The following is a 26895-nucleotide window of genomic DNA, read 5'->3' on the forward strand; positions in this document are numbered from 1 at the left end:
GTGGTTGGCACGGCTGAGACTCCACAGATCGCCAGCCGGTAGGCTGCCGGGGTGGCGAGGCTCCCCAACAGTCAGGCATGGCGGTGGACTGTGGTCGGCGTGGTCGCCGCCGTCGTGGTCCTGGTGGTGGGGGCGCTCACCGGGCACATCCGCCGCGACGACCCCGACGACGTGGATTGCGCGACCGAGCGGTGCATCGCGCTGACGTTCGACGACGGGCCCGGCCCATACACCGACCGGCTGCTGCAGATCCTCAAGGACAACGACGCCAAGGCGACGTTCTTCGAGATCGGAAACAAGGTCGCCGCCAACCCCGAGGGTGCCAAGCGGGTGGTCGACGCCGGTATGGAATTGGGCAGCCACACCTGGGAACACCCCAACATGACGACCATCCCGCCCGAAGAGATCCCGGCCCAGTTCAGCAAGGCCAGTGACGCCATCGAGGCCGCGACCGGTCAGCGGCCGAAGCTCGTGCGCACCGCGGGTGGGCTGGTCAACGACCAGGTGCTCGCCGAGGCCGGCAGGCAGGGGTTGGCTGACATCAACTGGGACGTCATCCCGTTCGACTGGGCCAACGACGCCAACATCGCCGCGACCCGCTACATGCTGATGACGCAGATCAAACCGGGTGCTGTCGTACTTTTTCACGACACCTACTCGTCCACCGTCGACCTGGTGGAGCAGTTCATCCCGGTGCTCAAGGCCAACGGCTACCACCTGGTGACCGTGAGCCACATGCTCGGTGAGCGCGAGCCGGGCACCAGTTACGGCAGCCGGGAGAACGGTCCGCCCGTGCCGCCGGCCGAGGCGCTCAAGGACATTCCGCCGGAGGAGATCCCGTCGCTGCCCGCGACGCCGTCGCCTCCGCCGATGCCGAACTTCCCGATCACCGACATCCCCGGTGCGAACTCGGGAGGCCCCAACAACGGGGCGTGAGACGCACATCGCGTCGGTTTGAGGACCAAAGACCCTAACCGACGGGCCTCGGCACGACGAGGCTTGAAGCATGGCCAAGACGATGTTCGATTCAGCGACCCTCACCCATGCGGTGCAGCTGGCATCGCGTGCGCCGTCATTGCACAACACCCAGCCGTGGCGGCTGGTGGCCGACGGCAGCGGGGTACATCTGCACCTGGACCCGAGTCGCGTGGTGACCGCGACCGATCGATCGTCGCGTGAGGCGGTCATCAGTTGCGGGGTGTTGCTGGATCATCTGCGGGTCGCGATGGCCGCGGCCGGCTGGGCCACCAGTGTCGACCGGTTCCCGAACCCGAACGACCTCGATCACCTGGCGACGCTGCAGTTCTCGCCGATGGACTTCGTCACCGATGCGCATCGCCGGCGGGCGGATGCGATTCTGGCCCGGCGAACCGACCGGCTGCCGATGGCCGGGTATGCGGACTGGGATTCCTTCGAGGTGCTGCTGCGGGCGAGGCTGGAGGACGGCCCGGTACACCTCGACGTGCTGGCCGAGGAGATGCGTGCCGACGTGGCCGAGGCGGCGGCGCTGACCGAGACGCTGCGTCTCTACGATTCGGCCTACCATTCCGAACTTGCCTGGTGGACAACTCCGTTCGCGACCGAGGACGGTATCCCGCAGAGCGCACTGATCTCGGCTGCGGAAAGTGAGCGGGTCGCCGTGGCGCGGACCTTCCCGGTCACCTCGCACAGCGACCGACGCCCCTCCGTCCACGACGATTCGGCCACCCTGGTGGTGCTGTCCACCGACGGGTACAGCCGGGCTGACGCCCTCGACACCGGCGAGGCGCTCTCGGCGCTGCTGCTGGAATGCACGATGACGGGGCTGAGCACCTGCCCCGTGAGCCATGTGACCGAATTGCACGCCAGCCGCGACATCATCGGCACGCTGATCGGCCGTGACGCCTGCCCACAGGTGCTGGTCCGGATCGGCATCGCCCCGACCCTCAGCGATGCGCCACCGCCGACCCCGCGCCGCGCCGTCGACACCTTCCTGACCTTCGAATAGGAGCTGACCATGACCGACACCCTGATCGCCCCTGCCCACGCCACCGCACCTGTTGCCGCTGGTGCGGCCGTCGTTGTCGAAGCCGACGGCCGCACCGCCAGCAACGATGCGCTGCACGTCGCGATCGAGGAGGCAGTGCGCCGTGGCGCAGCACTGCGGGTGCTGACCACCTGGGGAGCCCGGCATCGCGAGATGTACGACGCGACCGCCGTCGCCGAGCGTGACCGGTTGTCCGCGGCACAGCTCGAGCGCCGCCTGGCCCGTGCGCTGAAACGATCCCCGGACCTCGATGTGCAGAGCATCGACGGCTACAGCAACATTGCGGAATACCTGACGGCGCACCCAGAGTCGGCTCAGCTGCTCGTGCTGGGTGCCGACCACCCCGATTCGGCCGGGTTGCAGGCGGCGTTGGCGCACTCGGGTTGTGCCGTGCTCACTTGCGATCGGCGCCATCGGTTGTGAGACTCGGGGGATGATCAGGGTCTTTCTGGTCGACGACCATGAGGTGGTTCGCCGCGGGCTGATCGACCTGCTCAGCGCCGACCCTGAGCTCGACGTGATCGGCGAGGCCGACTCGGTGGCACAGGCCCTGGCCCGGGTTCCGGCACTGAAGCCCGACGTCGCGGTGCTCGATGTCCGTCTGCCCGACGGCAACGGCATCGAACTGTGTCGGGACCTGTTGTCGCGCATGCCCGATCTGCGCTGCCTGATGTTGACGTCGTTCACCTCCGACGAGGCCATGCTGGACGCCATCCTGGCCGGCGCCAGCGGCTACGTCGTCAAAGACATCAAGGGGATGGAACTGGCTCAGGCGATCAAGGACGTCGGGGCCGGGAAGTCGCTGCTGGACAATCGGGCCGCCACGGCGCTGATGGCGAAACTACGCGGCGACGCCGAGCGGTCCGACCCGTTGGCCGGGCTGACCCAGCAGGAGCGGGTCCTACTCGACCTGCTGGGGGAGGGGCTGACCAATCGGCAGATAGCAGCCCGGATGTTCCTTGCGGAGAAGACTGTCAAGAACTACGTGTCGCGGCTGCTGGCCAAGCTGGGCATGGAACGCCGCACCCAGGCCGCAGTCTTCGCTTCCACGCTGGACCGTCGTAACCATCAGTGATGCCAGGGTCTTTGGTCCCTGGCCAATAGGGCCTTTGCCCATGGCGCCGCGCTCTGCGCCGCCATAGCGTCGTGGCTATGGAAACCGGAATATCAACGCGCAGTGAGCCGGTCGAGATTCTGTCCGAGCGCGAGAGTTGGGCGCTGTTGGGCAGTGCGTCGCTCGGCCGCCTCGTCACCGCGGTCGACGACGAGGCACACGTCTTCCCGGTGAACTTCGTGGTGCAGAACCGAACGATCCTGTTCCGCACCGCGGCGGGGACGAAACTGATCAGTGCGGCGATCAACAACCATGTGGTGTTCGAAGCCGACGATCACAACGCGGCCGAAGGCTGGAGCGTGATCGTGCGCGGCGTGGCACGCACCCTGCGCACCGACGAAGAGCTCGACGAGGCCGAGCGGGCGCAGTTACTGCCATGGACGGCGACGGCCAAGACGCACTATGTCCGGGTGTCACCCGTACGGGTCACCGGTCGCAGGTTCCGGTTCGGACCTGAGCCGGCTGCGCGGTGACACGTTGGACGAGCTTGGTGCGCTGCGGCCGGTAGTGCCAGCATGGTGGACGTGACTGGTCATGGTGCGCACCCCGACGATGAACAGCGAACTCCTCCGTTGCGGGACACCCTCTCGCAGTTGCGACTGCGCGAACTGCTCACCGAGGTCCAGGACCGGGTCGAGCAGATCATCACCGGCCGCGACCGGATCGACGGCCTGGTGGAGGCCATGCTCGCAGTGACCTCGGGCCTGGACCTCGAGCTAACCCTGAGCACCATCGTTCGGACCGCGATCGAGTTGGTCGACGCGCGCTATGGCGCACTGGGAGTACGCGGCGACGACCACGAGCTGACCGAGTTCGTCTATCAGGGCATCGACGACGAAACCCGCGCGCTGATCGGGCATCTGCCCGAAGGACGAGGTGTGCTCGGCGTGCTGATCGACGATCCGAAACCCATCCGGCTCAACGATATTCACCACCACCCCGCCTCAGTCGGATTCCCGCCCAACCATCCGCCGATGCGGACCTTTCTCGGCGTCCCGGTGCGCATCCGCGACGAGGTGTTCGGCAACCTCTACCTCACCGAGAAGACCAATGGGCAGCCGTTCAGCGAGGACGACGAGGTGCTGGTGGAGGCCCTGGCCGCAGCCGCAGGAGTCGCGGTCGAGAACGCCCGGCTCTACCAGCTGTCCCGCGACCGGCAGGCCTGGATCGCGGCCACCCGCGACATCGGGACCGAACTACTCGGCGGCACCGACCCGGCCAGGGTGTTCCGGATGGTGGCCGACGAGGCGCTCAACCTGACCGGCGCCGACCGCATCGTGGTCGCGGTGCCCGGCAGCGACGTTCCCGCCGCCGAAGCCGACACCCTCGTCGTCGCCGCCACGGCAGGGCGTCCGACCACGATCGACTCGATCTCGGTGGACCCGCACGCAGCGGAGGGCGCGGTGGGCGCGGCGTTCCACGACGGCACCCCGCACCGGCTCGACCGCCTCGAGCTGGACGGCGCGGGTGGCCCGGCGCTGGTGTTGCCCCTGCGTGCCACCGACACCGTGGCGGGCGTGCTGGTGGCCGTGCGCGCCGACGGCGCCCAGAGCTTCACCGCCGAGCAACTGGACATGGCCGCCGCTTTCGCCGACCAGGCCGCGGTGGCCTGGCAGCTGGCCAGTTCCCAGCGCGACGTACGTGAGCTGGAGATCCTGGCCGACCGCGACCGCATCGCCCGGGACCTGCACGATCACGTGATCCAACGCCTGTTCGCGGTCGGACTGTCCTTGCAGGGCACGATCCCGCGGGCGCATTCTCCCGAGGTGCAGCAGCGGCTCACCGATACCGTCGACGATCTGCAGGCGGTCATCCAGGAGATCCGGACCGCGATCTTCGACCTGCACGGTGCCCACGCCGGCACGACGCGGCTGCGTCAGCGGCTCGATGAGGTGATCGCCCAGTTCGCCGACGCGCCGATACACATCAGCACACGGTTCGTCGGCCCGCTGTCGGTGGTCGATGCGACTCTGGCCGATCATGCCGAGGCGGTGCTGCGTGAGGCGATCAGCAATGCGGTACGCCACTCGGGGGCAAGCGAACTCGCCGTTCTCGTCGAGGTGGCCGACGACCTGTCCATCGAGGTGTCGGACAACGGCTGCGGGATCGCCGCCGAGATCACCGAGAGCGGTCTGGGGAATCTGCGGGCCCGTGCGTTGAGTGCGGGCGGTCAGTTCACCATCACCGACCGGCCCGGTGGCGGAACCGTGTTGCGCTGGGCCGCACCACTTCCCGACTAGTTCCTTCGCCGAGCAGACGCAAAAGCACCCCAGAATCGCGGTTCTGGGGTGCTTTTGCGTCTGCTCGCGCAGAGAAACGTGAGGGTTACTCGCCGTCCTTCACCTTGGCCATGGCCAGCACATCCAGGCGCTTGTCCAGCTCGGCCTCGCTCAGCTTGTCACCGATCAGGCCGCGGTCGATGACCGTCTGGCGGATGGTCTTCTTCTCCTTCAGCGCCTGCTTGGCGACCTTGGCGGCCTCCTCGTAGCCGATCGCCGAGTTCAGCGGCGTCACGATCGAGGGGGAGGACTCGGCCAGGGTGCGCAGGTGCTCCTCGTTGGCCACCAGGCCGTCGATGCACTTCTCTGCGAACAGCCGAGACACGTTGGACAGCAGGGTGAACGACTCCAGCACGTTGCGCGCCATCATCGGGATGTAGACGTTCAGCTCGAAGGCACCCGACAGGCCGCCGACGGTGACGGCAGCGTCGTTGCCGATGACCTGTGCGGCCACCTGGGTAACCGCCTCGGGCAGAACAGGATTGACCTTGCCCGGCATGATGGAGCTGCCCGGCTGCAGGTCCGGCAGCTGGATCTCACCCAGGCCGGTCAGCGGGCCCGAGCCCATCCAGCGGACGTCGTTGGCGATCTTGGTCAGCGAGGCGGCGATGGTCTTCAGCGCGCCGGACGCCTCGACCAGACCGTCGCGGGCCGCCTGGGCCTCGAAGGAGTCTGCGGCCGTGCGCAGTTCGGCCAGCCCGGTCTGGTTGACCAGCACCTCGACCACCTTGGGACCGAAGCCGTCGGGGGCGTTGAGGCCGGTGCCCACGGCGGTACCGCCGATGGCGAGCTCACCGAGACGGGGGAGTGTCGCCTTGACGCGTTCGATGCCGGCCTCGATCTGACGGGCGTAGCCGCCGAACTCCTGGCCCAGCGTCACCGGCACCGCGTCCATCAGGTGGGTGCGGCCGGACTTCACCACGGTCTTCCACTGCTTGGCCTTGGCGGCCAGCGACTCATGGAGTACCTCGAGCGCCGGAATCAGGTGGCGCACAGCGGCCTCGGTGGCGGCGATGTGGGTGGCCGTAGGGAACGTGTCATTGGAGCTCTGCGACATGTTCACGTCGTCGTTGGGGTGAACCGTCACGCCGTTGCGGGCGGCGATCGAGGCGATGACCTCGTTGGCGTTCATGTTCGAGCTGGTGCCCGAACCGGTCTGGAACACGTCGATCGGGAACTGGTCGTCGTGCAGCCCGTCGGCGATTTCGCCGGCCGCGGCGATGATGGCATCGGCCTTCTCGGCGGCCAGCAGGCCCAGGTCCTTGTTGACCTGCGCGCACGCCGCCTTCAGCAGGCCGAGTGCCCGGATCTGGGTGCGCTCCAGCCCACGGAAGGAGATCGGGAAGTTCTCCACGGCGCGCTGGGTCTGCGCCCGCCACAGGGCGTTGACCGGCACCCGGACCTCGCCCATGGTGTCGTGCTCGATGCGGTACTCGACAGCTCCGTCGGTATCGGTGCTCATGTTGCCCTTTCTGGCGAGTTACGGGAGCGGGTAGGCGGCGGTCTTGTCGCCGGTGAAGTCGATGGCGGAATATTCGTTGAGTTTGGTCAGCCGGTGGTAGGCCTCGATCATCCGGACGGTGCCGGACTTGGACCGCATCACGATGGACTGGGTGGTGCACCCGCCCGGGTAGTACTGCACGCCCTTGAGCAGATCGCCGTCGGTGACGCCGGTGGCGCAGAAAAAGACGTTGTCACCCGAGACCAGGTCGTCGGTCGACAGCACCTGGTCCAGGTCGTAGCCGGCGTCGAGTGCCTTCTGGCGTTCGGCGTCGTCGGTGGGGGCCAGCTGGGCCTGGATCGCGCCGCCCATGCAGCGGATCGCGGCCGCGGCGATGATGCCCTCGGGGGTGCCACCGATGCCGGCCAGGATGTCGGTGCCGGAGTTGGGGCGGCAAGCCGAGATGGCGCCGGCCACGTCACCGTCGGTGATCAGTCGGATGCGGGCGCCGGCGGCGCGAGCGTCGTCGATCAGTTGGGCGTGGCGCGGACGGTCGAGGATGCACACGGTCAGATCGCTCACCGAGGCGCCGCGCACCTTGGCCACCCGGCGGATGTTCTCGCCGATCGGGGCGGTGATGTCGATCGCGTCGGCGCACTCGGGGCCGACGGCGATCTTGTTCATGTAGAACACCGCGGACGGGTCGAACATGGCACCGCGCTCGGCGACGGCGAGCACCGAGATGGCGTTGGGCATGCCCTTGCTCATCAGCGTGGTGCCGTCGACCGGGTCGACAGCGAAGTCGCACTCCGGCCCGTCGCCGTTGCCGACCTCTTCACCGTTGAAGAGCATCGGGGCTTCGTCCTTCTCACCCTCGCCGATCACCACGACACCGCGCATCGACACCGAGTTGACCAGCTCACGCATGGCGTCGACAGCGGCCCCGTCGCCGCCTTCCTTGTCGCCGCGGCCGACCCAGCGGCCTGCTGCCATGGCGCCGGCCTCGGTCACCCGGACGAGCTCGAGGGCAAGGTTGCGATCCGGGGCTTCCCCCCGCGTGGGACTCATGGCCCAGATTGTCCCAGAACGTGGTCAGCGTTTGGGAGCTGGGATACTGACGAACATGTCCTCCGAGCCGACGTCTCAGCCAACCCCGGTCCCGAAGCCGGAAAAGTCGCGGTTGCTGCAGGACGGCCGGGACATGTTCTGGTCGATGGCGCCGCTGGTGGTGGCCTGCATCGTGCTCGCGGGGATGCTGGGGATGTGCTCGTTTCAGGCGGGTGGGCCCGGGGCCGGTCCGGCCCCCGAATTCGATGCGCCGGCCGCGCTGCAGGCCGACGCCGACACCTTGAAGATCCCGATCCGCCTGCCTCAGCTGCCCGAGGGCTGGCAGCCCAACTCCGGCAGTCGCCACGGCATCGACGGCGGTTTGACGCTGCCCGACGGCCAGCACGCCCGCGCGGTGTCCTCACGCATCGGTTATCTGGCCCCCACCGGCAAGTACCTGAGCCTCACCCAGAGCAATGCCGACGAGGCCGCCCTGGTGGCCTCGATCAAGCCGGACTCGTATGCGGCAGGTACCCAGGACGTCGACGGGGTGACCTGGGTGGTCTACGAGAGCAGCGACCCGGAACCGGTGTGGACGACAAAGCTGAGCGGACCGGCTCAGGTTGCGATCACCGGCGCCGGTGGTACTGATGAGTACCGTACGCTGGCGAGTGCGACGCAGAAGCAGTCGCCGCTGCCGATCAAGAGGCCGTGACGCACTAACGGATGGAGCCCGTGTTGTCGTCGCCAGTTGCAGATCTCACCGGGTGGACCGCTACCCCCTTCACCGCCGCCGATCAGACCTATGACGTCTACCGCAAGGGCGAAGGCCCCGGCGTGGTCTTGATCCCCGAGATTCCCGGCCTGCATCCCGGCGTACTCGCGCTGGGCAACCATCTGGTGGACAACGGCTTCACGGTGGCCGCGCCGTCGCTGTTCGGCACCCCCGGTGCCTCCGCCGTCCGCCCTGGCGCCATCCCGGTCATGCTGAAAGCCTGCGTGACAAAGGAATTCGCGGCATTCGCCACCAATGCCGACCGGCCCGTCGCGCATTACCTCCGGGCGCTGGCCCGCGATCTCAACGCCACTACCCCCGGTAAGGGCGTCGGCGTCATCGGGCAGTGCTTCACGGGCGGCTTCGCGCTCGCCGCGGCCGTCGACGACAGCGTGCTGGCCCCGGTGCTCAGTCAGCCGTCGGTGCCGATCGCCCTGACCGCGGCGCAGAAACGTGATCCGGGTATGTCGGAGGCCGAGCTCAAGATCGTCGAACAGCGCGTTGCCAATGACGGGCTGTGCGCACTGGCCCTTCGGTTCAGCCAGGACAAACTGGCGCCGGGGGAGCGGTTCGCCACCCTCAAGGCCCGCCTGGGGGACGCGTTCGAGGTGATCGACATCAATTCGAAGAAGGGCAATCCCGACGGGTTGTCCGCATCGGCGCACTCGGTGCTCACCGATCAGGTGCGCGAGGTTGACGGGCATCCCGCCTATGAGGCGCGCAAGAGGGTGGTCGCGTTCCTGACCGAGCGGCTGTGCTCGAATTAGGGAAGTGCGTTTGACCGACTAGCTCTCGGCTTCGGCCGTGGCTTTGGATTCGGCTCGGGGTTCAGTCTTCTTTCCCCCGAGCCGTTTCTGTACCCAGTCCCACAGCCGCCGCCACGGCCGCTGACCCGGCTCGTCGGGCTCGGTCGTTTCCAGCTCGACGCCCTTGAACACCGCCAGGTAGACGCTGACCGTGGTGACGATGATGATCATCAGCACCGGCCCGATCACCAGGCCGAAGAAGCCGAACATCGAGATGCCGGCGAACACCGCCAGCAGCATCAGTGCCGGATCCAACCGGGCGGCCTTGGGTACCAGCCACGGCCGCAGCACATTGTCGATGTTGGTGACCACCAGCAGGTGGAACACCACCACGAAGATGCCGCCGATGATGTTGCCGAAGAACATCATTCCGATGCCGAACGGAATGGTCACGATGCCGCCACCGAGCGGGATGACGGACAGTGCCGTCAGCAGGATCGCGAAGACGAAGAACCCGTTGTGGAAGCCGGCGATGTAGATCGAGATGGCACCGGCCACACCCTGGCAGAGCGCGATCACGAACTGCCCCTTGACCGTTCCCTTCACCATGGCGCCGGTCTTGGCCAGGTACAGATCGGTGATCTCTTCGCCGAGCGGGTTGAGCCGGCGGATCAGTGTGGCCATCTCGGCGTTGTTGACCAGCATCGAGATGAACACGTACAGGAAGATGATCGACCCGGTGATCGCGCCGACCATGCCGCCGACCGCGCCCTGCAGAATGCCCAGCAGCCATTCGCCGATGTGCTGAGAAAGCTTGACCACCGTGTCGCGCAAGGAATCCGCGGTCAGGTGGATGTCCAGGAACGGCACCCGGCCGAGCAGTGAGTTGACCAGTTGCAGGGCCCGGTCGCCGAGGGTGCTGACATCGGTGTCGGCGATCCACGTGCTGACTGTGTTGACCAGCTGGGTCACCTGCACGATGGCCATGAACACCACCAACGACACCGGGATGATCACCATCAGGATGGCGACCAACACCGTCAGCGTGGCCGAAAGGCCGGTGCCCAGGCGGCGCTGAAACCGTTGATAGAGCGGGGTGAACAGATAGGCGCCGACCGCGGCCATCACGATCAGGACGAAGAAGCCACGCAGGAAGTAGGCCCCGAGCAACACCGCCAGCACCGTGACGACCGCCAGCGCCCGCTTCTGGGTGAGGCTGAACTCGTCTTTCATCGGGCCCCTTCCCGCCGTTGGGCTGACCCTATCGCCACGCTGGCGTGACGGTCGGCATTGAGCGTCACTCTGGCGTGACGCTGGAGCCTTCAGTCGAGCGGTGCGCGGCCTGGCCGGCGCGCTGTGCGGCGACGAACCGCATCGAGAGTCGCTGCATCAGACCCGGCGCGATGCGGGCGAACAGCCAGGAGGCATGGGCACGACGGGGTTTGACCAGGATGGCCTTGTTGCGCGCGATGGCACGGAGGGTGTCGGCGGCCAGCTGGTCGGCGTCGTAGGCGGTTTTGACGCCCTGGCCTTGCAGGAAGTAGTCGCGGCCGACGAAACCGCCGACCGCGCCCTTGTCCAGGATCGGCGTCTCCACCGCGGCCGGGCACACCGCCAGCACACCTACACCGTGGGCGGCCGCTTCCGATCGCAGGGCCATCGACAGCCCGACGACGGCGTGCTTGGTCATCACATAGCTGGTGAGCTGGCCCGCTGCGGCCAGACCTGCCATCGATGCGGTGTTGACGATGTGGCCGTGGCCCTGCCGGATCATCTGCGGATACGCCGCGGCGACACCGTGGACGACGCCGCGCACATTGATGTCGATGATGGCGTTCCACTGATCCAGCGTCAGCAGTTCGGTGTCCCCGCCCCAGACGATGCCGGCGTTGTTGAACATCAGGTCGAGTCGGCCGGCCCGGTCCACGACGCCGTCGACCGCGGCTTGCACGGCGGCCGCATCGGTGACGTCCAGACGTGCCGACCGGGCGCCGAGCGCAGCCGCAGTGCGGGCTGCGGCGTCCTCGTCGATGTCGGTGCAGAGCACCTCGGCGCCGGCGCCGGCCAACGCCCGGCACAGGGCCGCGCCGATTCCCGATCCGGCGCCGGTGACGATCGCCTGCTTGCCGGCGAGGCTCGTCACGCCTGGGCCAGCTTCATCACGTGTCCGAGGATGTCCGGGTAGCGCTTGAGATGCGCGCCGCCGTTGAGATCGAGCACCTCGCCGGTCAGCCACGAGGCCTGGGGCGAACACAGGAACACGACGGCGGCCGCGATGTCCTCCGGGGTTCCGCTGCGGCCCAGCGCGGTGTTCTCGACGTACTCCTCGACCACACCTGGGATCATCGCCGCAGGATCGGTCAGTGGCGTCTTGACGAATCCTGGCGCGATCGCGTTGACGCGGATGCCGCGTGGTCCCATTTCCAGCGCGGCCACCTGCGTCAGCATCGACAACCCGGCCTTGGCGGCGCAGTAGGCGCTCATCCCGGCCGCGGGCTGGCGCCCGTTCAGCGATGAAATCGACACCAGGACACCGCCTTCGGGCAGGTTACGCCCGGCGTGTTTGGCGACGATGAACCCGCCGTTGAGGCAGACGTCGACGACCGAGCGGAAGTCTTCGACCGCCAGGTCGGTGATCAGCCCGACGTTGCTGAACCCCGCGCAGTTGAGCACGATGTCGACCGGTCCCGCGGCCTCGAACAGCTTCTCCACCGAGCTCTCGTCGGTGACGTCGGCGTAGTGGCTCGTGTGCGGCGCACCGAGCTGAGTGGCTCGGGCCGCCGCTCCGTCAGCGTCACGGTCGGCCACCACGATGCGGCAGCCGTCGGCGGCCAGGGCCTGGGCGCTGGCCCAGCCGATCCCCGAAGCTCCGCCGATGACGATCGCGACGCGTTCCGTCGTCATGCTGCTCATGTCGTCTCCTCGCGCGAGCGCTCGTCGGGCGCCTGATCCGGTCGGTGGTCGCCCCACTTCTTGTCGATGGCATTCCACGGGTCGGCCAACTTGCCCGGATAGTCCTTGTACGCGGACTTCGACCGCAGGAACGCACGGATCAGGGGTGCGGCCAGGCCGATCGGAAACCGCTTCAGCCCGGCGTTCGCCCTGGTGTCGGCCAGGATCTGTGGCCAGGAGTGGTGCTGGAACCCGAGCACCTCCTGCGAGCGGGTGGTGTCCATCCAGTCGGTGGCGAACCAGGCGGCGTCGTCGTCGGGGTTGCCGGGCCGGCCGATCGGCAGGCCGCCCTTGATTCCCATCGCGGCAGCCGCTTGCGAACCGACTGCGGACTGGATGTGGCGGTGCGTCTCGGCGTCGCCACCGATCAGCAGCACCTCGTGGTTGGCGGTCTCGGTCGGGACCGTGGTGGCCGCGACGAACGCCGCCGCCACATCACGCACGTCGACCGTCTGCAGCCGCCCGTCGGCTGGCAGCACGCTCTCGAACGAGATGAGGTCCACGTCGATGCCGAGGCTGAACTCTGAGCTCATGACCCCACCGAGACGCAGGATCAGCCAGTCCAGCTTCGAGGCCCGGACCAGGGCTTCTGCCTCGACCTTGTGCGCGCCGTAGATGTCGGACGGGTTGACCGGGGTATCCGGGGTCAGCACACCGTCGATGTGGTGCGGATTGCGGGCGCCGTAGACCGCGATGCTGGAGGCCTGGACGAACCGCGGCGGCGTGGGCTGGGCTTCGGCGGCCTTCAGCAGCGATGCGGTGGCCTCGACGTTGACCTTCCGGGCCAGCCCGCGGCGCATGTAGCAGAACGGCGGGATGATGGCGGCGAGGTGGATGATCGCGGCCGGTGCGACCGCCGCCACCAATGCGTCGACGGCGTCGGCGTCGGTCAGGTCGGCCCAGCGCACCTCTACAGATGCGGGGAGCGCGGCGGCAGCCTTACGGTTGGCCGGCACGTCGAGATCGGTCGCGACCACTGTGCGTCCGCCGGCGGCCAGCGTCTTCACCACGGCCGAGCCCACCAAACCGAACGCGCCGGTAACCAAAACAGCGTCGGACATAGGCCTCCTCGCTAGAACGTGTTGCAACACTAGCGAACGCAGGTGTGGTGTGTGTCACCGCGATCCGGAACTTCATCGTGCGTTTATCGGCAGGCGTTCGCCCGGGTTTGCTCAGCAACCGGTAACCATCCGTCGTGCTGGGAGATGCCGGGGATCGGCGAATGTTGCTGCCGTTGCCTCATAAGCATCGGCCAGTGGCACTTTGCGGCGTTATGTGTGACCGGGGACACGCTGGCCACCCCACTGTGATGCATTTGCCCGAACAGTCGTCGTCGCCGGATTTGGAAATTTGCCCGAGAGGTATGCAAGGTGTGGCTGTAGGTATCGATCGAAAGTGAGCCAATCGCAGGCGTTTGTGATGTACTCGGTTGCACGCGTCAGTAATTGGGGAGGTGTGGGATGTCCGAAGATGTCGTGACGGGGGTTAACGACAGCGACTCCGGCGAAATTGCCGAAGAGGTTGCTGTGGGTTCCTCGGTGGTCGTGTATCCGGGAACTGACGACGAATTGCACGGCACTGTCGTCGAAGATTTCGCCGACCTTGCCGGGACCGCGGTGGAGGTCGCTGGGGAGCGAATTGTCGAACCGGCGCGCCGGTGGGCAGTCAACCTCGACGACGGCGGTCTGGTGTTCGTCGACGACGACAGCATTGCGCTCGCCGCGCAGGCTGCCTGAGTTCCAGGCAGTTCACCGCAGACTCAGCGGAAGCTGACGTAACCGCCGCACCAACAGGCTGGGCTGCCATTCGGCGTCCCCGGCTGGACTGATGGTGTCGGTGGCGGCGAGCAGAGCCGAGATCACGATGCGGGCTTCGAGGCGGGCGAGTGCGGCCCCGAGACAGAAGTGCCCGCCCTTGCCGAATGCCAAGTGATTCTTGATATTCGGCCGATCCAGCCGGAACTCTTTCGGATCCTCGAACACTGCCTCATCCCGGTTGGCTGCACCCCACAGCAGCAGTAGATGGCTGTCCGCAGGCAACGCGACGCCCGCGAGTTCGGCATCGGCCAGCACATGCCGGTAGTGGCCGCGGAACGGAGATTCGAACCGCAACACCTCCTCCAGGAACGGCGCGATCATCGCGGGATCCTGGCGCAGCTTTTCCGCCAGCTCGGGCTGACGGCTCAGTATCCCGACGGCGCTGCCGATCAACGATGCCGTCGATTCGCCTCCCGCGCCCACCAGTTGGATCAGCATGAACACCGCCGTGTCGCGGTCCACGCGCTCCGCCGCACAGTAGGTCGCCAGGTCGCCCAGCAGATTCTCGCTCGGATTTGCCGATGCTTCGACGAACCGTTCGGTCAGGTAGCCGCCGAGTTCGACGGCTGCGATCCCCGATGCCGTCAGCTGCTCGGCGTCGACGAGCCCGTCCAGGAGCTGGGTGCTGGCATACGCCCATGCCACGAGTTGGTCCACGTCTTCGATCGGTAAGCCCAGGAGTTGCGCGACGACCACCATGGGCAGCCGGTCGGCCACGGCCGACATCCAGTCGAACTCCCCGGCGGCCTCGGTGAGCAGGTCCGCGGCTGTGGCGGCGATGAAGGGCTCGAGCTCAGAGATCCGTTTGGCCGCCATCCGCGGCAGGACCAGTTTGCGGTGGGCGGCGTGCGCCGGTTCGTCAGCGGTGGCCAGTACGTGGATGGGGCCGCCCGGTTCGCCCATGCCGAACGCACTGACGGTGCCGTCGGCCTGGGACCACATGGTGGCGGTGAGGTTCGACGAGAAGTCGTGCGTGCGGGCGGTGGCCTCGAGGACGGCGTCGAAGGAGCTCACCACGAAGAACGGTGAGTCGCCGACCTGTGCCACCGGTGCGTGCGCCCGCAGGCGGTCGTAGAGCGGATACGGATCCTGCAGGCAGGCGGGCTCGAACAGTTCGTGTGCCAGGAGCATTTGGCCAGGTTGGCTGGCTGTTCGAGGCCCGTCAACGGTGCCGGCACATGTTGATATCCGCCGACGGGGTGCCGGTTGCGGGGGCGTCTCAATCGCGTGCGGTGACCTGCGGGTGAGATGAGAACTTTGGGGAACTTTGTCTCAGAATGCGATAAATTGGCTGCTATGTCTCCGAGGCGCGAAGACTGGTTGGTCGGGGGTGACCGACGTGTCGAGGCTGCCGAACGCATCTATGCCGCCGCGGCCGAGATGGCGGCCCGGGACGGACTGGACGCTCTGGACATCGATGCGTTGGCGGCGCGGGTGCACTGCTCACGCGCGACGGTGTACCGGCATGCCGGGGGCAAGGCACAGATTCGCGACGCTGTGCTGGCCAGGTTGGCCATATCGATCGTGGGAGAGGTGCGTCGCGCGGTCGACGGTCTGACCGGAGCGGAACGGGTGCTGGTCGCTGTCACCGTTGCACTGCAACACATTCGGGCCGATCCGATGTTCGGCCTACTACTCAGCTCACTGCGCAGCGGGGGTGGGATGGCGGATCTGACACAGTCACCGGTCCCCGCCGCATTCGCCACCGAACTCACCGGACTCGGCGAGGACGACCCGGCGGCCGCGGCGTGGATCGTGCGGCTGGTGTTGTCGTTGTTGGTCTGGCCGGGGGTCGACGAGGCAGCTGAGCGAGAGATGTTGAGGCGCTTTGTGGCTCCGGCGTTCGGCTAAGGTTGTTTGACGCACCGAAAACCGATGTGGCTCATGCCGGTATCCACCATCTGAGGACGTCGGGCAGCCGGCCGGTAGCGCATGCAGTAGCTGTCGGCGCACAGGAACGAACCGCCCTTGATCACCTTGCGCCCGATCTGGAACTGGGGCTGATCGGGGTCATAGGTGTCTGCGGCACAGCATGGCGTGGTGGCCCGGTCCTCGCCGTACCAGTCGGTGGTCCACTCCCAGACGTTGCCTGCCATGTCGAACAGGCCGTAGCCGTTGGCTTCGAAGCTGCCGACAGGTTTCGTTGTGCCATAACCGGTGTCGGGCAGGTAGGGGAATTCGCCGTGCCAATAGTTCGCGAGGCGCTGCCCGGGTTGCTCGGGCTGGTCACCCCACGTGTACGCCGCACCGGGGATCCCGCCGCGGGCCGCGGTCTCCCACTGGGCCTCGCTCGGCAGTTCCAGCCCGGCCCAGTCCGCATAGGCCGCGGCATCGTCGAAGGCGATGTGCACCACGGGATGCTGCTCGCGTCCTGTCAGTGAGGAGCGCGGTCCGCGTGGGTGATTCCAGCACGCACCCGGCGTCCATGCCCACCATTGGCTGATGTGCCGCAAATCCACGGGGCCGGCAGTGCGCCGGAACACCATCGAGCCGGGGACGAGGTTCTCCGGTGGGGCGCCCGGGAAATCGTCGGGGTTCACCGGACGTTCGGCGACCGTGATGTAGCCGGTGGCCGAAACGAACTGCGCGAACTCGCTATTCGTCACCTGGTGGCGCTGGATCCAGTAGCCCGTGGTCGCAGCCTCGCGTGCCGGCGCCTCTTCGGGGTAATGCGCGTCGGAGCCGAGAATCGTCGTCTGGGCCGGAATCCACACCAGATCGGCTGATGTCATGCGTCGACTCTGCGGTGAGGGCGAGGGGTACTCGCACTTTGGCACCCTGGACGCAGAGTCGACGACCTCGGTGCGTAATCAGTCAAAGACCGTCGTCCAATCGTCGCGCATGCTCGCCACCGTCCAGTCGCGGTCGGCGGCGAGCCCCAGCACCTTCTCGGCCCCTGCGGTGTAATCGAATTCGCGGTCGACATCATCGTGGCGCACCAGCATGCTCAACGACGGACCCGCGCCGCCGGCGGTGTACTCCAGCATCTGGATATCGCCGTTGGAGTTGCCGGCCGCGAAGATCGGCCGACGCCCGATGCGCCCCCAGATGCGCACCGCCTTCACCGGTCCGTCGTTCAGGAACTCGGGGGTGGCTGTCGTCCTGAGTTGACCATCGACGAAATCCAGCCCCACTGAACTGCCGATCACCCGCTCGGGCGGGATGCCGTACATCGATGCTGTCACCGGGCGCATGAAATCGCGGCCGCCGCCGGAGACGATGTAGTTGGTGAACCCGTTGGCCTCCAGGTAACGCAGCAACTCGACCATCGGCAGATAGCCGCACCTGGTGTACGGACGACTCAGCGTCGGGTGCTGCGCCTCGGCGAAGAACGCCCTGATCCGGTCGGCATGATCCTCGACAGACAGTCCGGCGTAGGCCGAGAGTATGCCTCCGGCAAGGATTTTGAGCGCGGAGTCATCGCCGTTGTAGTGCTTGGTGACGGCATCGCCGAACCAGGCCAGATCACCAGCAGCCGCAGCCTGATACGGCTGTGTGGCCGCCAGCGCCGGGTCGGCGGCGGCCTGCTCGGCCAGTCGGCGCACCAGGAAGTCCAGCTGGATGTACGCCGGCTTCTCACACCACAGCGTGCCGTCGTTGTCGAACACGGCGACGCGCTCTTCGGGAGCCACCTGCTCGGTGACACACCCCACGAAGTCGACGATCGCCGACTTCGTAGGCCCATCGTTCCAGGATTTCAGTTCGGCCACGCTCAGCCGCCCCGCGTGGCCAGGAACTTCTCGAGCTCCTCCACGGCATGGTTGATCGTGAACGAGGCCGGCTCCTGACGCGGCGGGAACTCTTTGAAGGTTTCCAGGAACTGATTGACGATCGCACCGGCGTAGAACATGAGGTACAGGCGATCGATCACCCAGTCCCAGTAGGTGTTTGACGTGACATCGGCGTGTTCGAACGGGTCGGTGCGCAGGTTGAACAGCTTCGGGGCGCGCAGCTTGGTGAACGGTTCGAACCACACCTCCAGGGTTCCCTGGCAGCGCTGCTCCATGAACACGACTTTCCAGTTGTCCGCGCGGACACCCAGGACATCGCCGTCGTCGGAGAAGTAGATCATCCCGCGCCGGGGGGATTTGTCGACCTCGCCGGTGAGATAGGGCAGCAGGTTGTACCCGTCGATATGGACCTTGTATTCGGTTTCCCCGTCGGCGCCGGCCTTGTAGCCCTGTTTGAGCTTCTCCACGATGTCAGGATCGCCCGCGGCAGCGACAAATGTGGGCAGCCAGTCATGGTGTTGCACAATCTCGTTCGAGACCGAACCGGGCGAGATCTTCCCCGTCCACCGGATCATCTCGGGAATGCGGAAGGCACCTTCCCAGTTGGTGTTCTTCTCGCTGCGGAACGGAGTGGTCGCGCCGTCGGGCCAGCTGTTGGCGTGGGGTCCGTTGTCCGTGGAGTAGATGACGATGGTGTCCTCGGTGATACCGAGCTCGTCCACCAGGTCGAGTAATGTCCCGACGTGGCCGTCGTGATCGATCATCGTGTCGTGGTACCGCGACTGCCAGCGTCCGGCCTGCCCCTCGCTCTCCGGCTTGGTGTGGGTCCGGAAATGCATGTGGGTCATGTTCATCCATACGAAGAACGGTGTGTCTGATTCGTGCTGGCGCTTGATGAAATCCACACAGGCTGACGTGGTTTCATCGTCGACGGTCTCCATCCGCTTCTTCGTCAGCGGCCCGGTGTCCTCGATGCGCTGCTTGCCGACCGGTCCGTAGCGTGGGTCGACCTCGCCGGAATCCTCTTCGGTGGCCCAGGAGTGGATGACGCCGCGGGGCAACAGCGCCTTGCGGAGCAGAGGTGCTTCTTCCTCGGTGGGATAGTCCTCGTGCTCGGGCTCCTCCTCGGCGTTGAGATGGTACAAGTTGCCGAAGAACTCGTCGAACCCGTGCGCGGTCGGCAGGTACTTGTTCAGATCGCCCAGGTGGTTCTTGCCGAATTGTCCGGTCGCATAACCCAACGGTTTCAGCAACTCGGCGATGGTCGGGTCCTCCTTCTGAAGGCCCACGTCGACGCCGGGCATACCCACCTTGCTCATTCCGGTGCGGTAGACACTCTGGCCGGTGATGAACGAAGCCCGACCGGCCGTACAGCTTTGTTCACCGTACGAGTCGGTGAAAAGCATTCCCTCGTTTGCGATCCGGTCGATGTTGGGCGTCTGGTAGCCCATCATGCCGCGGCTGTAACAACTCAGGTTCCAGATCCCGATGTCGTCACCCCAGATGACCAGGATGTTGGGTTTGCCGTTGGACATCTTCCGTCTGCTCCTTCGCTCAGTCTTTGGCCAGGAATGCGTGCAGCTTCTCGACGGCCTGGTCCACGCTGAAGCTGGCCGGTGGATGCCGCGGCGGGAACTCTTTGAACGTCTCAAGGAATTTCGTGGCCATTGCCGTCGCGTAGAACACGAAGTAGTCGTGTCGCAGGAACCACTCGTAGTAGGTGTTCGACGTGATGTCGGCGTATTCGTACGGGTCGGTGCGCAGGTTGAACAGTTTCGGTACTCGCAACGGGGTGAATGGTTCGGCCCAGATCCGCAACGTGCCTGGGCAGCGCTGTTCGGAGAAGACGATCTTCCAGTTCTCGAACCGCATGGCCACCAGGTCGGCATCGTCGGAGAAGTAGAAGAATCCGCGCCGGGGACTCTCGTCCACCTCGCCGGTCAGGTAGGGCAGCAGGTTGTAGCCGTCGATGTGCACCTTGTACTCGGTTTCCCCGTCGGCGCCGGCCTTGTGGCCCTTCTTGAGCTTTTCCGCGATGTCGGGATCGCCGGCGGCGGCCAGCAGCGTGGGCAACCAGTCGTGGTGCTGGATTATCTCGTTGGAAACCGTGCCCGCCTTGACCTTTCCGGGCCACCGGATCAGCTCCGGAACCCGGAAGGCGCCCTCCCAGTTGGTGTCCTTCTCACTGCGGAACGGAGTCGTGCCGGCATCGGGCCAGGTGTTGCGGTGCGGGCCGTTGTCGGTGGAGTAGATGACGATGGTGTCGTCGGCGATCCCGAGCTCGTCGAGCACGTTGAGCACGGTGCCCACATTTCGGTCGTGGTCGATCATCGTGTCGTGGTAGGGCGACTGCCACAATCCGGCCTGCCCGCGACTTTCCGGCTTGGTGTGGGTGTAGAGGTGCATGTGGGTGAAGTTGCACCACACGAAGAACGGGTTGCCCGCGTCATGCTGGCGCTTGATGTAGTCGACGGTCGCGTCGGCGATGTCCTCGTCGATGGTCTCCATGCGCTTGGTGTTCAGGGGGCCGGTGTCCTCGATGGTCTGCTTGCCGACCGCGCCGTACTTCGGGTCATCGGGTTCGGTCGAGACCGTGTCGGTGGCCTTGCACTTCAAGACGCCACGCGGTTTGGCCAGGTTGTACAACCGCGGGTAGCGATCCTCGTGCGGATAGTCGAAGTTCTCCGGCTCTTCCTCGGCATTGAGGTGGTAGAGGTTGCCGAAGAATTCGTCGAAGCCGTGCACGGTGGGCAGGTACTTGTTGAGGTCACCGAAATGGTTCTTGCCGAACTGGCCGGTGGCGTAGCCCATCGGTTTGAGCAGCTCGGCGATCGTCGGATCCTCGGCGGCCCAGCCGATGTCGGCGCCAGGTATGCCGACCTTGCTCATACCGGTGCGGTAGACGCTTTGTCCACTGATGAATGCCGCCCTGCCGGCGGTGCAACTCTGCTCACCGTAGGAGTCGGTGAATCGCATGCCCTCGTTGGCGAGGCGGTCGATGTTCGGTGTGCGGTAGCCCATCAGCCCGTCGCTGTAGCAACTGAGGTTGCTGATGCCGATGTCGTCGCCCCAGATCACGAGAATGTTCGGCTTGCCGTTTGGCATGTTGGCTCCTCGCCTCGACAGATGCACCCCGACCCGTTTCCGACCTTAGGCGCTCTGTGACGTGCTCGCCGCGGCTTCGTCCGCCTGTCGCCGGATATTTACGCATTCGTCCAGCGTTGCGGTGGTAAGACCAAAGCCATGAGTGAGCCGACAGTCCGCGAGGCAGTGCGCACCCTGCACCCCGGTTACTTCGCGCTCGTCATGGGCACCGGAATCATGTCCATCGCAATGACTTACCACCGTGCGCATGCGGTTTCGGTGGTGCTGTTGTGGATCGCGGGCATCGCCTACGTGGTTCTGGTGACGCTGACGGTCCTCCGTATCGTCGCCTTCCGCCGGGAGTTCATGGCCGATCTGACCGATCCGAGCCGCGGTTTCGCCATGTTCACGTTCGTGGCCGCGACCTGCGTGGTCGGGACGCGACTGGCCGCTGACGGCCATTACGGCTTGGCGTTCACACTCTTGGCGATCGGCTGGGTCGCCTGGATGGTGCTGGGCTATGTGGTGCCGTGGACGGCGGTTCTCGGTCAAGCCGTCCGGCCAGTGCTGCAGAGTGCCAACGGCACCTGGTTCATCTGGGTGGTGGCCAGCCAGTCCATCGCGGTGCTGGCCGCGGCGTTACAACCCGAAATAGCCGTGGGCCGTTCGGAATTGGCGTTGTTGGCGGTGTTCTCTTGGTCGGTCGGGATATTTCTCTACGGCGCGGCCGGCATCTTCGTGGCTGTCCGGATGCTGGTGTACCCGCTGCTGCCCACCGATCTCACGCCGCCGTACTGGGTGGCGATGGGGGCCACCGCCATCACCGTGGTGGCCGGGGCCCGGATCGTGGAGATGGCGGATGCGCCCATGGTCGCGGCCACGCGCGGCCTGATCGCGGGAACGTCGGTCTTCTTCTGGGCCTTCGGTACCTGGCTCATCCCGCCGCTGATCGCGGCCGGGATCTGGCGCCACTGGGTTCATCGCATTCCGTTGCGCTACGACGCCACCCTGTGGAGTGTGGTCTTCCCGCTCGGCATGTACGGCGTCGGTGGCCACTACCTCGGTCAGGCCGATCAGTTGCCGATCGTGGAGCGCATCGGATACATCGAGAGCTGGATCGCGCTGGCGGTGTGGGCGCTGGTGTTCGTGGCGATGCTCCGCCACCTCGTCCTCACGCTCTGGCTCGATCGCGACGCCACCCCTGGCGTGGACGCCGTATCCGGCGCACCCTTGGAGGTGGAGGGTGATTGACATGTACGACAAGGATCTGACCAACAAGTGGCTCGTCGAGATCGAGTTCTCCGAGGACGAGGTCCACACCCACGCGTCGGCCCGGGCGCAGGTGCGCGACGACACCATGTCCACCACCGGCGACGCCTACCGCAACCCGAAAGACCCCGGCGCACCGATGATCGGTGAGGAGATCGCTGCGGCCCGTGCCCTCATCGCCTTGGGCAGCGATCTCCTGCATGCCGCATCGGCACGCATCGAGCAGTCCACGCACCACCCGGTGCATCTGTACCGCTGAACGGGGCTGCCAGGGTGTCCGCCCGGGTGCGGCACACTCTTCGGCATGTCCGACCACTCTTTGCGCGGGGTCATGTCGGTGACCGCGCCGATCGGCCTGGCGTTCATTCCGCTGGGCATGGCTCTGGGGCTGCTGGTGGTCCACGCGGGCCTGGATTGGTGGTGGGCGCCGGCCTTCGCCGCGGTGATCTACGCCGGCTCCCTGGAATTCCTGATGGTGGGACTGGCGGCAACGGCGGCACCTCTCGGCACGGTCGCATTGACCACGTTCATCGTGAACAGTCGGCACGCGTTCTACGCGCTGTCGTTCCCGTTGGACCGCGTCAAGAGTCCCGTGGGCAAGCTCTACAGCACCTACGCGCTGTCGGATGAGGCGTACGCGGTGGCGGTGAGCCCGGCTGCCGAGCACTGGACAAGTCGGCCGATTCTGATGATGCAGGCCGCGTTGCAGGCGCTCTGGGTCACCGGCGCCGCGCTGGGCGGACTGATCGGTTCGGCACTGCCGGTCGAACGATTGCAGGGGCTGGATTTCGCCCTGACTGCGCTGTTCGTCGTGCTGGCCATCGACGCATACCGGCAGCGGCCCGACCGGCTGACCGCACTGACGGCAGTGGGCTGCGCGGTGGTCGCCTGGCTGCTGGTGCCCGGCCAACTGCTGGTCTGCGCGTTCGCCGGCTTCACGGTGGTGCTGCTGGCCCGACTCGGCGTCGAACGGCGTCGTCATGCCTGACCACGCCGGTCACATCGCGCTGCTGGTGGCTGTCGCGGCCGGCATCACCTGGGCGTTGCGTGCCCTGCCATTCGCGGTTCTCGCGCCGATGCGGCACAGCACCGTGGTGCGTTACCTCAGTACGCACATGCCGCTCGGGGTGATGGCCATGCTGGCGATCTATACCTTGCGGGGCCACACCGACGGCGGCACCCGGCAACTGCTGTGGCTGGGCATCGCGGTGGCGTCGACCGCAGCCCTGCACTGGGTGCGCGGCAGCGCGCTGTTGTCGATCCTGGCCGGTACGACGATCTATGTCGTGCTGATGTCGTTTTGGGCGTGAGAATTTCGTGGAAGCGTGCTCAGCGAGCGGCCGCGGCGGCCGGCTCCTTCTTCGCCGACTCCATCTGGTGGAACATGTCGACGTAGTAGGGCATGCATTCGGCCATCGCCTGTTCGGTGGTGAACAACGGCTCGTAGCCAAGGTCGCGCTTGGCCTTCGCGATGGAGAAGTAGTTGTTGAGGTAAAGCCGTTCCACCGCAAGGGGTTCGATCAACGGCTCGGGCAGGGCGAACTTGAAGTGAAGCCACTGCCAGGCCATCATCACCTTGTGCACCAGGCGTCCTGACACATAGAACGTCGGCAGCGGACGGCCGCATGCCGCCAGGACGGGACGGGCGAACTCGAACATGTTGATGGGCTCGCCGTCGTTGATGAAATAGGCCTGACCGGGTGCGGTGCCGCCGGGGACCAGATGCTGGCCGGCCAGGATGAACCCGTGGATCAGGTTGTGCACGTATGAGTTGTCCAGCTTGATGTTCTTGTTGCCGACCAGCACCTTGACGTGTCCGGCGAGCACGTTCTCGAACACCTTGCGGAACATGGTCTGATCGCCGCGGCCCCAGATGCCGCTGGGCCGGATCGCGCAGGTGAGCATGCCGTGTTCGCCGTTCTGTGCCAGCACGAACTTCTCTGCCACGACCTTGGTTTCGGTGTAGAGGTCGTTGAACCGGGCGGTGTACGGCATGGTCTCGTCGCCGTTGACGATGTCTTGTCCGCCCATGACCACGCTGTTGGAGGCGGTGTAGACGAAGCGCTTGACGCCCGCCTCCTGGGCCGCGTGTACGAGGTTCTTGGTGCCCTCGACGTTGACGGCGAAGCTGCGCTGCCGGTACTCCTCGGTGACCGAGGCGCCGCCCATCAGGTCGATGATGGCCGCGGTGTGGATGACGGTGTCGATGTCCTTGACGGCCGCGGCCACGGTCTGCTTGTCGCAGATGTCGCCCTCGATGACCTCAAGACCGGCGTGATCGGCCAGTGGCGACGGTGCGCGGTCGAAGGAGCGCACCACGTATCCGCGGTCGAGCAGCTCGGTCACCAGATTGGCGCCGACGAAGCCGGAGCCTCCGGTCACCAGGACGCGGCCGAGTTCAGTGGTCAAAGATGCGTCACCCATGACGGGCAGCTTAACTGAAACAGGTTCCAGTTTCGAGCGCGATGCGCAAAAATAGTTGCTGGATCAATCTTCTTCGGCCTCCCGCGCAGCCAGCGCCTGCTCGACGCGCTGGCGTGCTCCCGCTAAGTGCTCTTCGCACCGTTGTGCCAGCTTCTCGCCCCGCTCCCAGAGGTTGAGCGAAGCATCGAGATCGAGGCCACCCTGCTCCAACTGCTGCACGACGGCGATCAGCTCATCGCGGGCCTCTTCATAGCCCAACTCACTAATAGGCTTAATACTCACGATGCTCACACCCTCTACTCATTGCCGTCGCTCACGTCATTGCCGTCGCTCACGGCTGCACCCTCATTGCCGTCGCTCGCGGCGGTGATCACTCCGTCCGACACCCGGACCCGCAGTCGGGTGCCTTCCGGCGCATCGGCCACTGAACGTAAAACGGTCGGTTCACCCGACGTCGGAACCGTCTGCACCACCGCATACCCGCGGGCCAGGGTGGCTGCCGGGCCGAGCGCGGTCAGCCGTGCAGACAGGTGGCCGATGGTATCGGCCTCCGCGGCGATCAGCCGCGTGATGTCACGTTGGGCGGTGGCCCTGGCCCGCGTGATCTCGTCGGCGCGTGCGGTGAGCGCCGCCAGGGGTTGCGCGAGGACCGGGCGGCTGCGCAGCTGCTCCAGGTGATGCTGTTCGCGGTGCACCCAGTTGCGGAGTGCGCGGGCGCTGCGCCGGTGCAGATCGGTGATCAGCGCCTGTTCGGCGGCGGCGTCGGGAACGATCCGCTTGGCCGCGTCGGTCGGGGTGGCGGCGCGCAGGTCGGCGACGAGATCGGACAGGGGAGCGTCGGGTTCGTGGCCGATCGCGCTGACCACCGGGGTGCGGCAGGCGACGATGGCGCGACACAGCGTCTCGTCGGAGAACGGCAGCAGGTCCTCGACGCTGCCGCCGCCGCGTGCCAGGACGATGACATCGACGTCGGGATCGGCGTCCAGCGCCGCCAGCGCGTCCACGATCTGGGGAACGGCATTGGGTCCCTGGACGATCGTGTTGCGGATCGCGAAACGCACTGCGGGCCAACGGGTGGTGGCGACCGTCGTCACGTCCCGTTCGGCGGCTGACGCGCGTCCGGTGATCAGACCGATGGTGTTGGGCAGGAACGGGATCGGCCGTTTGAGGCGGGGGTCGAACAGTCCTTCGGCCTCCAGCAGCCGACGCAACCGCTCGATCCGGGCCAGCAGCTCACCGATACCGACCGCACGAATCTCGCTGACCCGCAACGAGAATGTGCCGCGACCGGTGTAGAAGTTGGGCTTGCCGCAGATGATCACCTGGGTGCCCTCGGACAGCTTGACCGGTGCATTGCGCACCAGATCGCGCGGGCAGGTCAGGGTCAGGGACATGTCGGCGGCCGGATCCCGCAGCACCATGAAGACGGTTTTGGAGTCCGGGCGGATCTTGAGCTCGGTCAGCTGCCCTTCGACCCACACCGTGCCGAGCCGGTCGATCCACTTGGCGACGCGGGTCGCCACGGCGCGGACCGGCCAGGGGTTTTCCGGTGACTGGCCCGGTTCGGTCACTTCGCGGTCGCGCGGGTGATCCTGTTGGCGAGCAACGTGACGAACGGTGCGCGGGCCCGGCCGGCCTCCTCATAGGCCAGGAGCGCTTCGAGATCGGCCACGCGCAACGAGGTCAACCGGGCGCGAAGCTGCGCCAGCGTCAGCGCGTCGTACCCGAGTTCGGCCGCGATGTCCGGCGCGGCCCCTGCGTCGGCAGCACGTGCGGACTTGCCGTTCGTCCCAGCTGCGGACTCGGGCTCCCCGGTGCTGTACAGCGCGAACCGCCCCTCGGTACGCCGGTCGCCGTCGGTGGCCTCCGCGTCGTCGACCGTCGCGCCGTCGAGGTCGGAGTCGAGATCCTCGTCGAAGGTGGCCCACTCGGGCTGCTCGTCCTTGGGCGGAAACAGTTGTTCGAGCGTTTCGTCGCCCTTGACCACGAGCTCGGCAAGGTTCTGCTGGACGTGCATGACGATGTTGGCCGCCTGGCTGGCCACCGTCATGGGGTAGGTCAGGATGGTTTGGGGCAGCTTGCGAGTTTCCTCGATCGCGGTCGCAGCCGCGCCCACCAGCAGCCGGACCCCGTACGGTGCAGTTCCCATGTGCACAGACTAGCCACAGCCACGGCTGGCTCCCTTGCATT

At 66.4% G+C, this 26895-nt stretch carries 29 protein-coding genes; 14 read left to right on the forward strand and 15 right to left on the reverse strand.

Going from position 1 to position 26895, the window contains the following annotated elements; all coding sequences use genetic code 11:
* Positions 1-51: 51 nt before the first annotated feature.
* The 6 genes from A5779_RS14100 (at position 52) to A5779_RS14125 (ending at position 5380) form a co-directional block, all read left to right on the forward strand.
* Positions 52-936: a polysaccharide deacetylase family protein gene (locus A5779_RS14100; RefSeq protein WP_064882855.1), complete on the forward strand. Its 885-nt coding sequence runs from the start codon at positions 52-54 to the stop codon at positions 934-936.
* 70 nt (positions 937-1006) lie between these two features.
* Complete coding sequence (locus tag A5779_RS14105) at positions 1007-1987, forward strand: Acg family FMN-binding oxidoreductase (protein ID WP_064882857.1); 981 nt, start codon at positions 1007-1009, stop codon at positions 1985-1987.
* Between the two features lie 9 nt (positions 1988-1996).
* Entirely contained in the window at positions 1997-2449 is a 453-nt protein-coding gene (locus A5779_RS14110) for a universal stress protein (RefSeq protein ID WP_064882859.1), read from the forward strand.
* A 10-nt stretch (positions 2450-2459) separates the two neighbouring features.
* Complete coding sequence (gene dosR / locus A5779_RS14115; protein ID WP_064882861.1) at positions 2460-3101, forward strand: hypoxia response regulator transcription factor DosR/DevR; 642 nt, start codon at positions 2460-2462, stop codon at positions 3099-3101.
* A gap of 77 nt (positions 3102-3178) precedes the next feature.
* Positions 3179-3613 carry a pyridoxamine 5'-phosphate oxidase family protein gene (locus tag A5779_RS14120; protein ID WP_064882862.1) on the forward strand — a complete coding sequence of 145 codons (435 nt, stop codon included), beginning with the start codon at positions 3179-3181 and terminating at the stop codon, positions 3611-3613.
* A gap of 42 nt (positions 3614-3655) precedes the next feature.
* Positions 3656-5380: a sensor histidine kinase gene (locus A5779_RS14125; RefSeq protein ID WP_064882864.1), complete on the forward strand. Its 1725-nt coding sequence runs from the start codon at positions 3656-3658 to the stop codon at positions 5378-5380.
* 85 nt (positions 5381-5465) lie between these two features.
* Here the strand turns inward: A5779_RS14125 and A5779_RS14130 are convergent, their stop codons facing one another.
* Entirely contained in the window at positions 5466-6881 is a 1416-nt protein-coding gene (locus tag A5779_RS14130) for a class II fumarate hydratase (RefSeq protein WP_055116701.1), read from the reverse strand.
* Between the two features lie 18 nt (positions 6882-6899).
* Positions 6900-7928, reverse strand: a complete 1029-nt coding sequence (gene glpX, locus A5779_RS14135; RefSeq protein WP_055116699.1) for a class II fructose-bisphosphatase — start codon at positions 7926-7928, stop codon at positions 6900-6902.
* 55 nt (positions 7929-7983) lie between these two features.
* Here glpX and A5779_RS14140 point away from each other — a divergent pair, with 55 nt between their 5' ends.
* The gene (locus A5779_RS14140) at positions 7984-8622 is read left to right on the forward strand and encodes a DUF4245 domain-containing protein (RefSeq protein WP_064882866.1); all 639 of its coding nucleotides are present in this window, start codon (positions 7984-7986) and stop codon (positions 8620-8622) included.
* A gap of 23 nt (positions 8623-8645) precedes the next feature.
* Positions 8646-9449: a dienelactone hydrolase family protein gene (locus A5779_RS14145; RefSeq protein ID WP_064882968.1), complete on the forward strand. Its 804-nt coding sequence runs from the start codon at positions 8646-8648 to the stop codon at positions 9447-9449.
* 18 nt (positions 9450-9467) lie between these two features.
* Here A5779_RS14145 and A5779_RS14150 read toward each other — a convergent pair whose 3' ends face one another.
* The 4 genes from A5779_RS14150 to A5779_RS14165 form a co-directional block, all read right to left on the reverse strand.
* The gene (locus A5779_RS14150) at positions 9468-10661 is read right to left on the reverse strand and encodes an AI-2E family transporter (RefSeq protein WP_064882868.1); all 1194 of its coding nucleotides are present in this window, start codon (positions 10659-10661) and stop codon (positions 9468-9470) included.
* A gap of 64 nt (positions 10662-10725) precedes the next feature.
* Positions 10726-11571 (reverse strand): SDR family NAD(P)-dependent oxidoreductase, encoded by an 846-nt coding sequence (locus A5779_RS14155; RefSeq protein ID WP_064882870.1) that lies wholly within the window; start codon positions 11569-11571, stop codon positions 10726-10728.
* Positions 11568-12332 carry an SDR family NAD(P)-dependent oxidoreductase gene (locus tag A5779_RS14160; protein WP_064882970.1) on the reverse strand — a complete coding sequence of 255 codons (765 nt, stop codon included), beginning with the start codon at positions 12330-12332 and terminating at the stop codon, positions 11568-11570. The genes A5779_RS14155 and A5779_RS14160 overlap by 4 nt, the downstream gene beginning before the upstream one ends.
* 5 nt (positions 12333-12337) lie before the next feature.
* The gene (locus A5779_RS14165) at positions 12338-13441 is read right to left on the reverse strand and encodes a cholesterol dehydrogenase/isomerase (RefSeq protein WP_064882872.1); all 1104 of its coding nucleotides are present in this window, start codon (positions 13439-13441) and stop codon (positions 12338-12340) included.
* Positions 13442-13840: 399 nt separating this feature from the next.
* Between A5779_RS14165 and A5779_RS14170 the strand changes: the two genes are divergently transcribed.
* Positions 13841-14116 carry a hypothetical protein gene (locus tag A5779_RS14170; protein ID WP_236732109.1) on the forward strand — a complete coding sequence of 92 codons (276 nt, stop codon included), beginning with the start codon at positions 13841-13843 and terminating at the stop codon, positions 14114-14116.
* 12 nt (positions 14117-14128) lie between these two features.
* Here A5779_RS14170 and A5779_RS14175 read toward each other — a convergent pair whose 3' ends face one another.
* Positions 14129-15328, reverse strand: coding sequence for a cytochrome P450 (locus A5779_RS14175; RefSeq protein ID WP_064882874.1), 1200 nt, complete (start codon positions 15326-15328; stop codon positions 14129-14131).
* A gap of 165 nt (positions 15329-15493) precedes the next feature.
* Between A5779_RS14175 and A5779_RS14180 the strand changes: the two genes are divergently transcribed.
* A complete protein-coding gene (locus tag A5779_RS14180; protein ID WP_064882876.1) occupies positions 15494-16048 on the forward strand; it encodes a TetR/AcrR family transcriptional regulator in 555 nt (184 codons plus the stop codon).
* On the opposite strand, the gene A5779_RS14185 is transcribed toward A5779_RS14180, so the two are convergent.
* The 4 genes from A5779_RS14185 to A5779_RS14200 all read right to left on the reverse strand — a co-directional run bounded on the left by A5779_RS14185 (position 16045) and on the right by A5779_RS14200 (position 21033).
* Entirely contained in the window at positions 16045-16929 is an 885-nt protein-coding gene (locus A5779_RS14185; RefSeq protein WP_064882877.1) for a formylglycine-generating enzyme family protein, read from the reverse strand. The genes A5779_RS14180 and A5779_RS14185 overlap by 4 nt on opposite strands.
* A gap of 78 nt (positions 16930-17007) precedes the next feature.
* Positions 17008-17913: an HAD family hydrolase gene (locus A5779_RS14190; RefSeq protein ID WP_064882972.1), complete on the reverse strand. Its 906-nt coding sequence runs from the start codon at positions 17911-17913 to the stop codon at positions 17008-17010.
* On the reverse strand, positions 17910-19463 hold the full coding sequence (locus A5779_RS14195) for an arylsulfatase (RefSeq protein WP_064882879.1): 1554 nt from the start codon (positions 19461-19463) through the stop codon (positions 17910-17912). The genes A5779_RS14190 and A5779_RS14195 overlap by 4 nt, the downstream gene beginning before the upstream one ends.
* A 19-nt stretch (positions 19464-19482) precedes the next feature.
* Positions 19483-21033 carry an arylsulfatase gene (locus A5779_RS14200; protein ID WP_064882882.1) on the reverse strand — a complete coding sequence of 517 codons (1551 nt, stop codon included), beginning with the start codon at positions 21031-21033 and terminating at the stop codon, positions 19483-19485.
* A 138-nt stretch (positions 21034-21171) separates the two neighbouring features.
* Here A5779_RS14200 and A5779_RS14205 point away from each other — a divergent pair, with 138 nt between their 5' ends.
* From A5779_RS14205 to A5779_RS14220, 4 genes are read left to right on the forward strand one after another with little or no spacing between them, the layout of a single operon-like run.
* Positions 21172-22263, forward strand: a complete 1092-nt coding sequence (locus A5779_RS14205; protein ID WP_064882884.1) for a tellurite resistance/C4-dicarboxylate transporter family protein — start codon at positions 21172-21174, stop codon at positions 22261-22263.
* Position 22264: 1 nt separating this feature from the next.
* Positions 22265-22540: a dsRBD fold-containing protein gene (locus tag A5779_RS14210; protein WP_055116674.1), complete on the forward strand. Its 276-nt coding sequence runs from the start codon at positions 22265-22267 to the stop codon at positions 22538-22540.
* Between the two features lie 45 nt (positions 22541-22585).
* On the forward strand, positions 22586-23269 hold the full coding sequence (locus A5779_RS14215) for an AzlC family ABC transporter permease (RefSeq protein ID WP_064882886.1): 684 nt from the start codon (positions 22586-22588) through the stop codon (positions 23267-23269).
* Complete coding sequence (locus tag A5779_RS14220) at positions 23262-23591, forward strand: branched-chain amino acid transport AzlD family protein (protein WP_064882888.1); 330 nt, start codon at positions 23262-23264, stop codon at positions 23589-23591. The genes A5779_RS14215 and A5779_RS14220 overlap by 8 nt, the downstream gene beginning before the upstream one ends.
* Before the next feature lie 19 nt (positions 23592-23610).
* On the opposite strand, the gene A5779_RS14225 is transcribed toward A5779_RS14220, so the two are convergent.
* The 4 genes from A5779_RS14225 to A5779_RS14240 form a co-directional block, all read right to left on the reverse strand.
* The gene (locus tag A5779_RS14225) at positions 23611-24705 is read right to left on the reverse strand and encodes a 3-beta-hydroxysteroid dehydrogenase (protein ID WP_064882891.1); all 1095 of its coding nucleotides are present in this window, start codon (positions 24703-24705) and stop codon (positions 23611-23613) included.
* A gap of 63 nt (positions 24706-24768) precedes the next feature.
* Positions 24769-24981, reverse strand: a complete 213-nt coding sequence (locus A5779_RS14230) for an exodeoxyribonuclease VII small subunit (protein WP_055120573.1) — start codon at positions 24979-24981, stop codon at positions 24769-24771.
* A 20-nt stretch (positions 24982-25001) separates the two neighbouring features.
* Complete coding sequence (gene xseA / locus A5779_RS14235) at positions 25002-26276, reverse strand: exodeoxyribonuclease VII large subunit (protein ID WP_064882893.1); 1275 nt, start codon at positions 26274-26276, stop codon at positions 25002-25004.
* Complete coding sequence (locus tag A5779_RS14240) at positions 26273-26854, reverse strand: lipid droplet-associated protein (RefSeq protein WP_064882895.1); 582 nt, start codon at positions 26852-26854, stop codon at positions 26273-26275. The genes xseA and A5779_RS14240 overlap by 4 nt, the downstream gene beginning before the upstream one ends.
* Positions 26855-26895 lie beyond the last annotated feature (41 nt).

It is taken from the genome of Mycolicibacterium peregrinum (assembly GCF_001665625.1).
In the GTDB taxonomy this organism is placed as follows: Bacteria; Actinomycetota; Actinomycetes; order Mycobacteriales; family Mycobacteriaceae; genus Mycobacterium; species Mycobacterium peregrinum_B.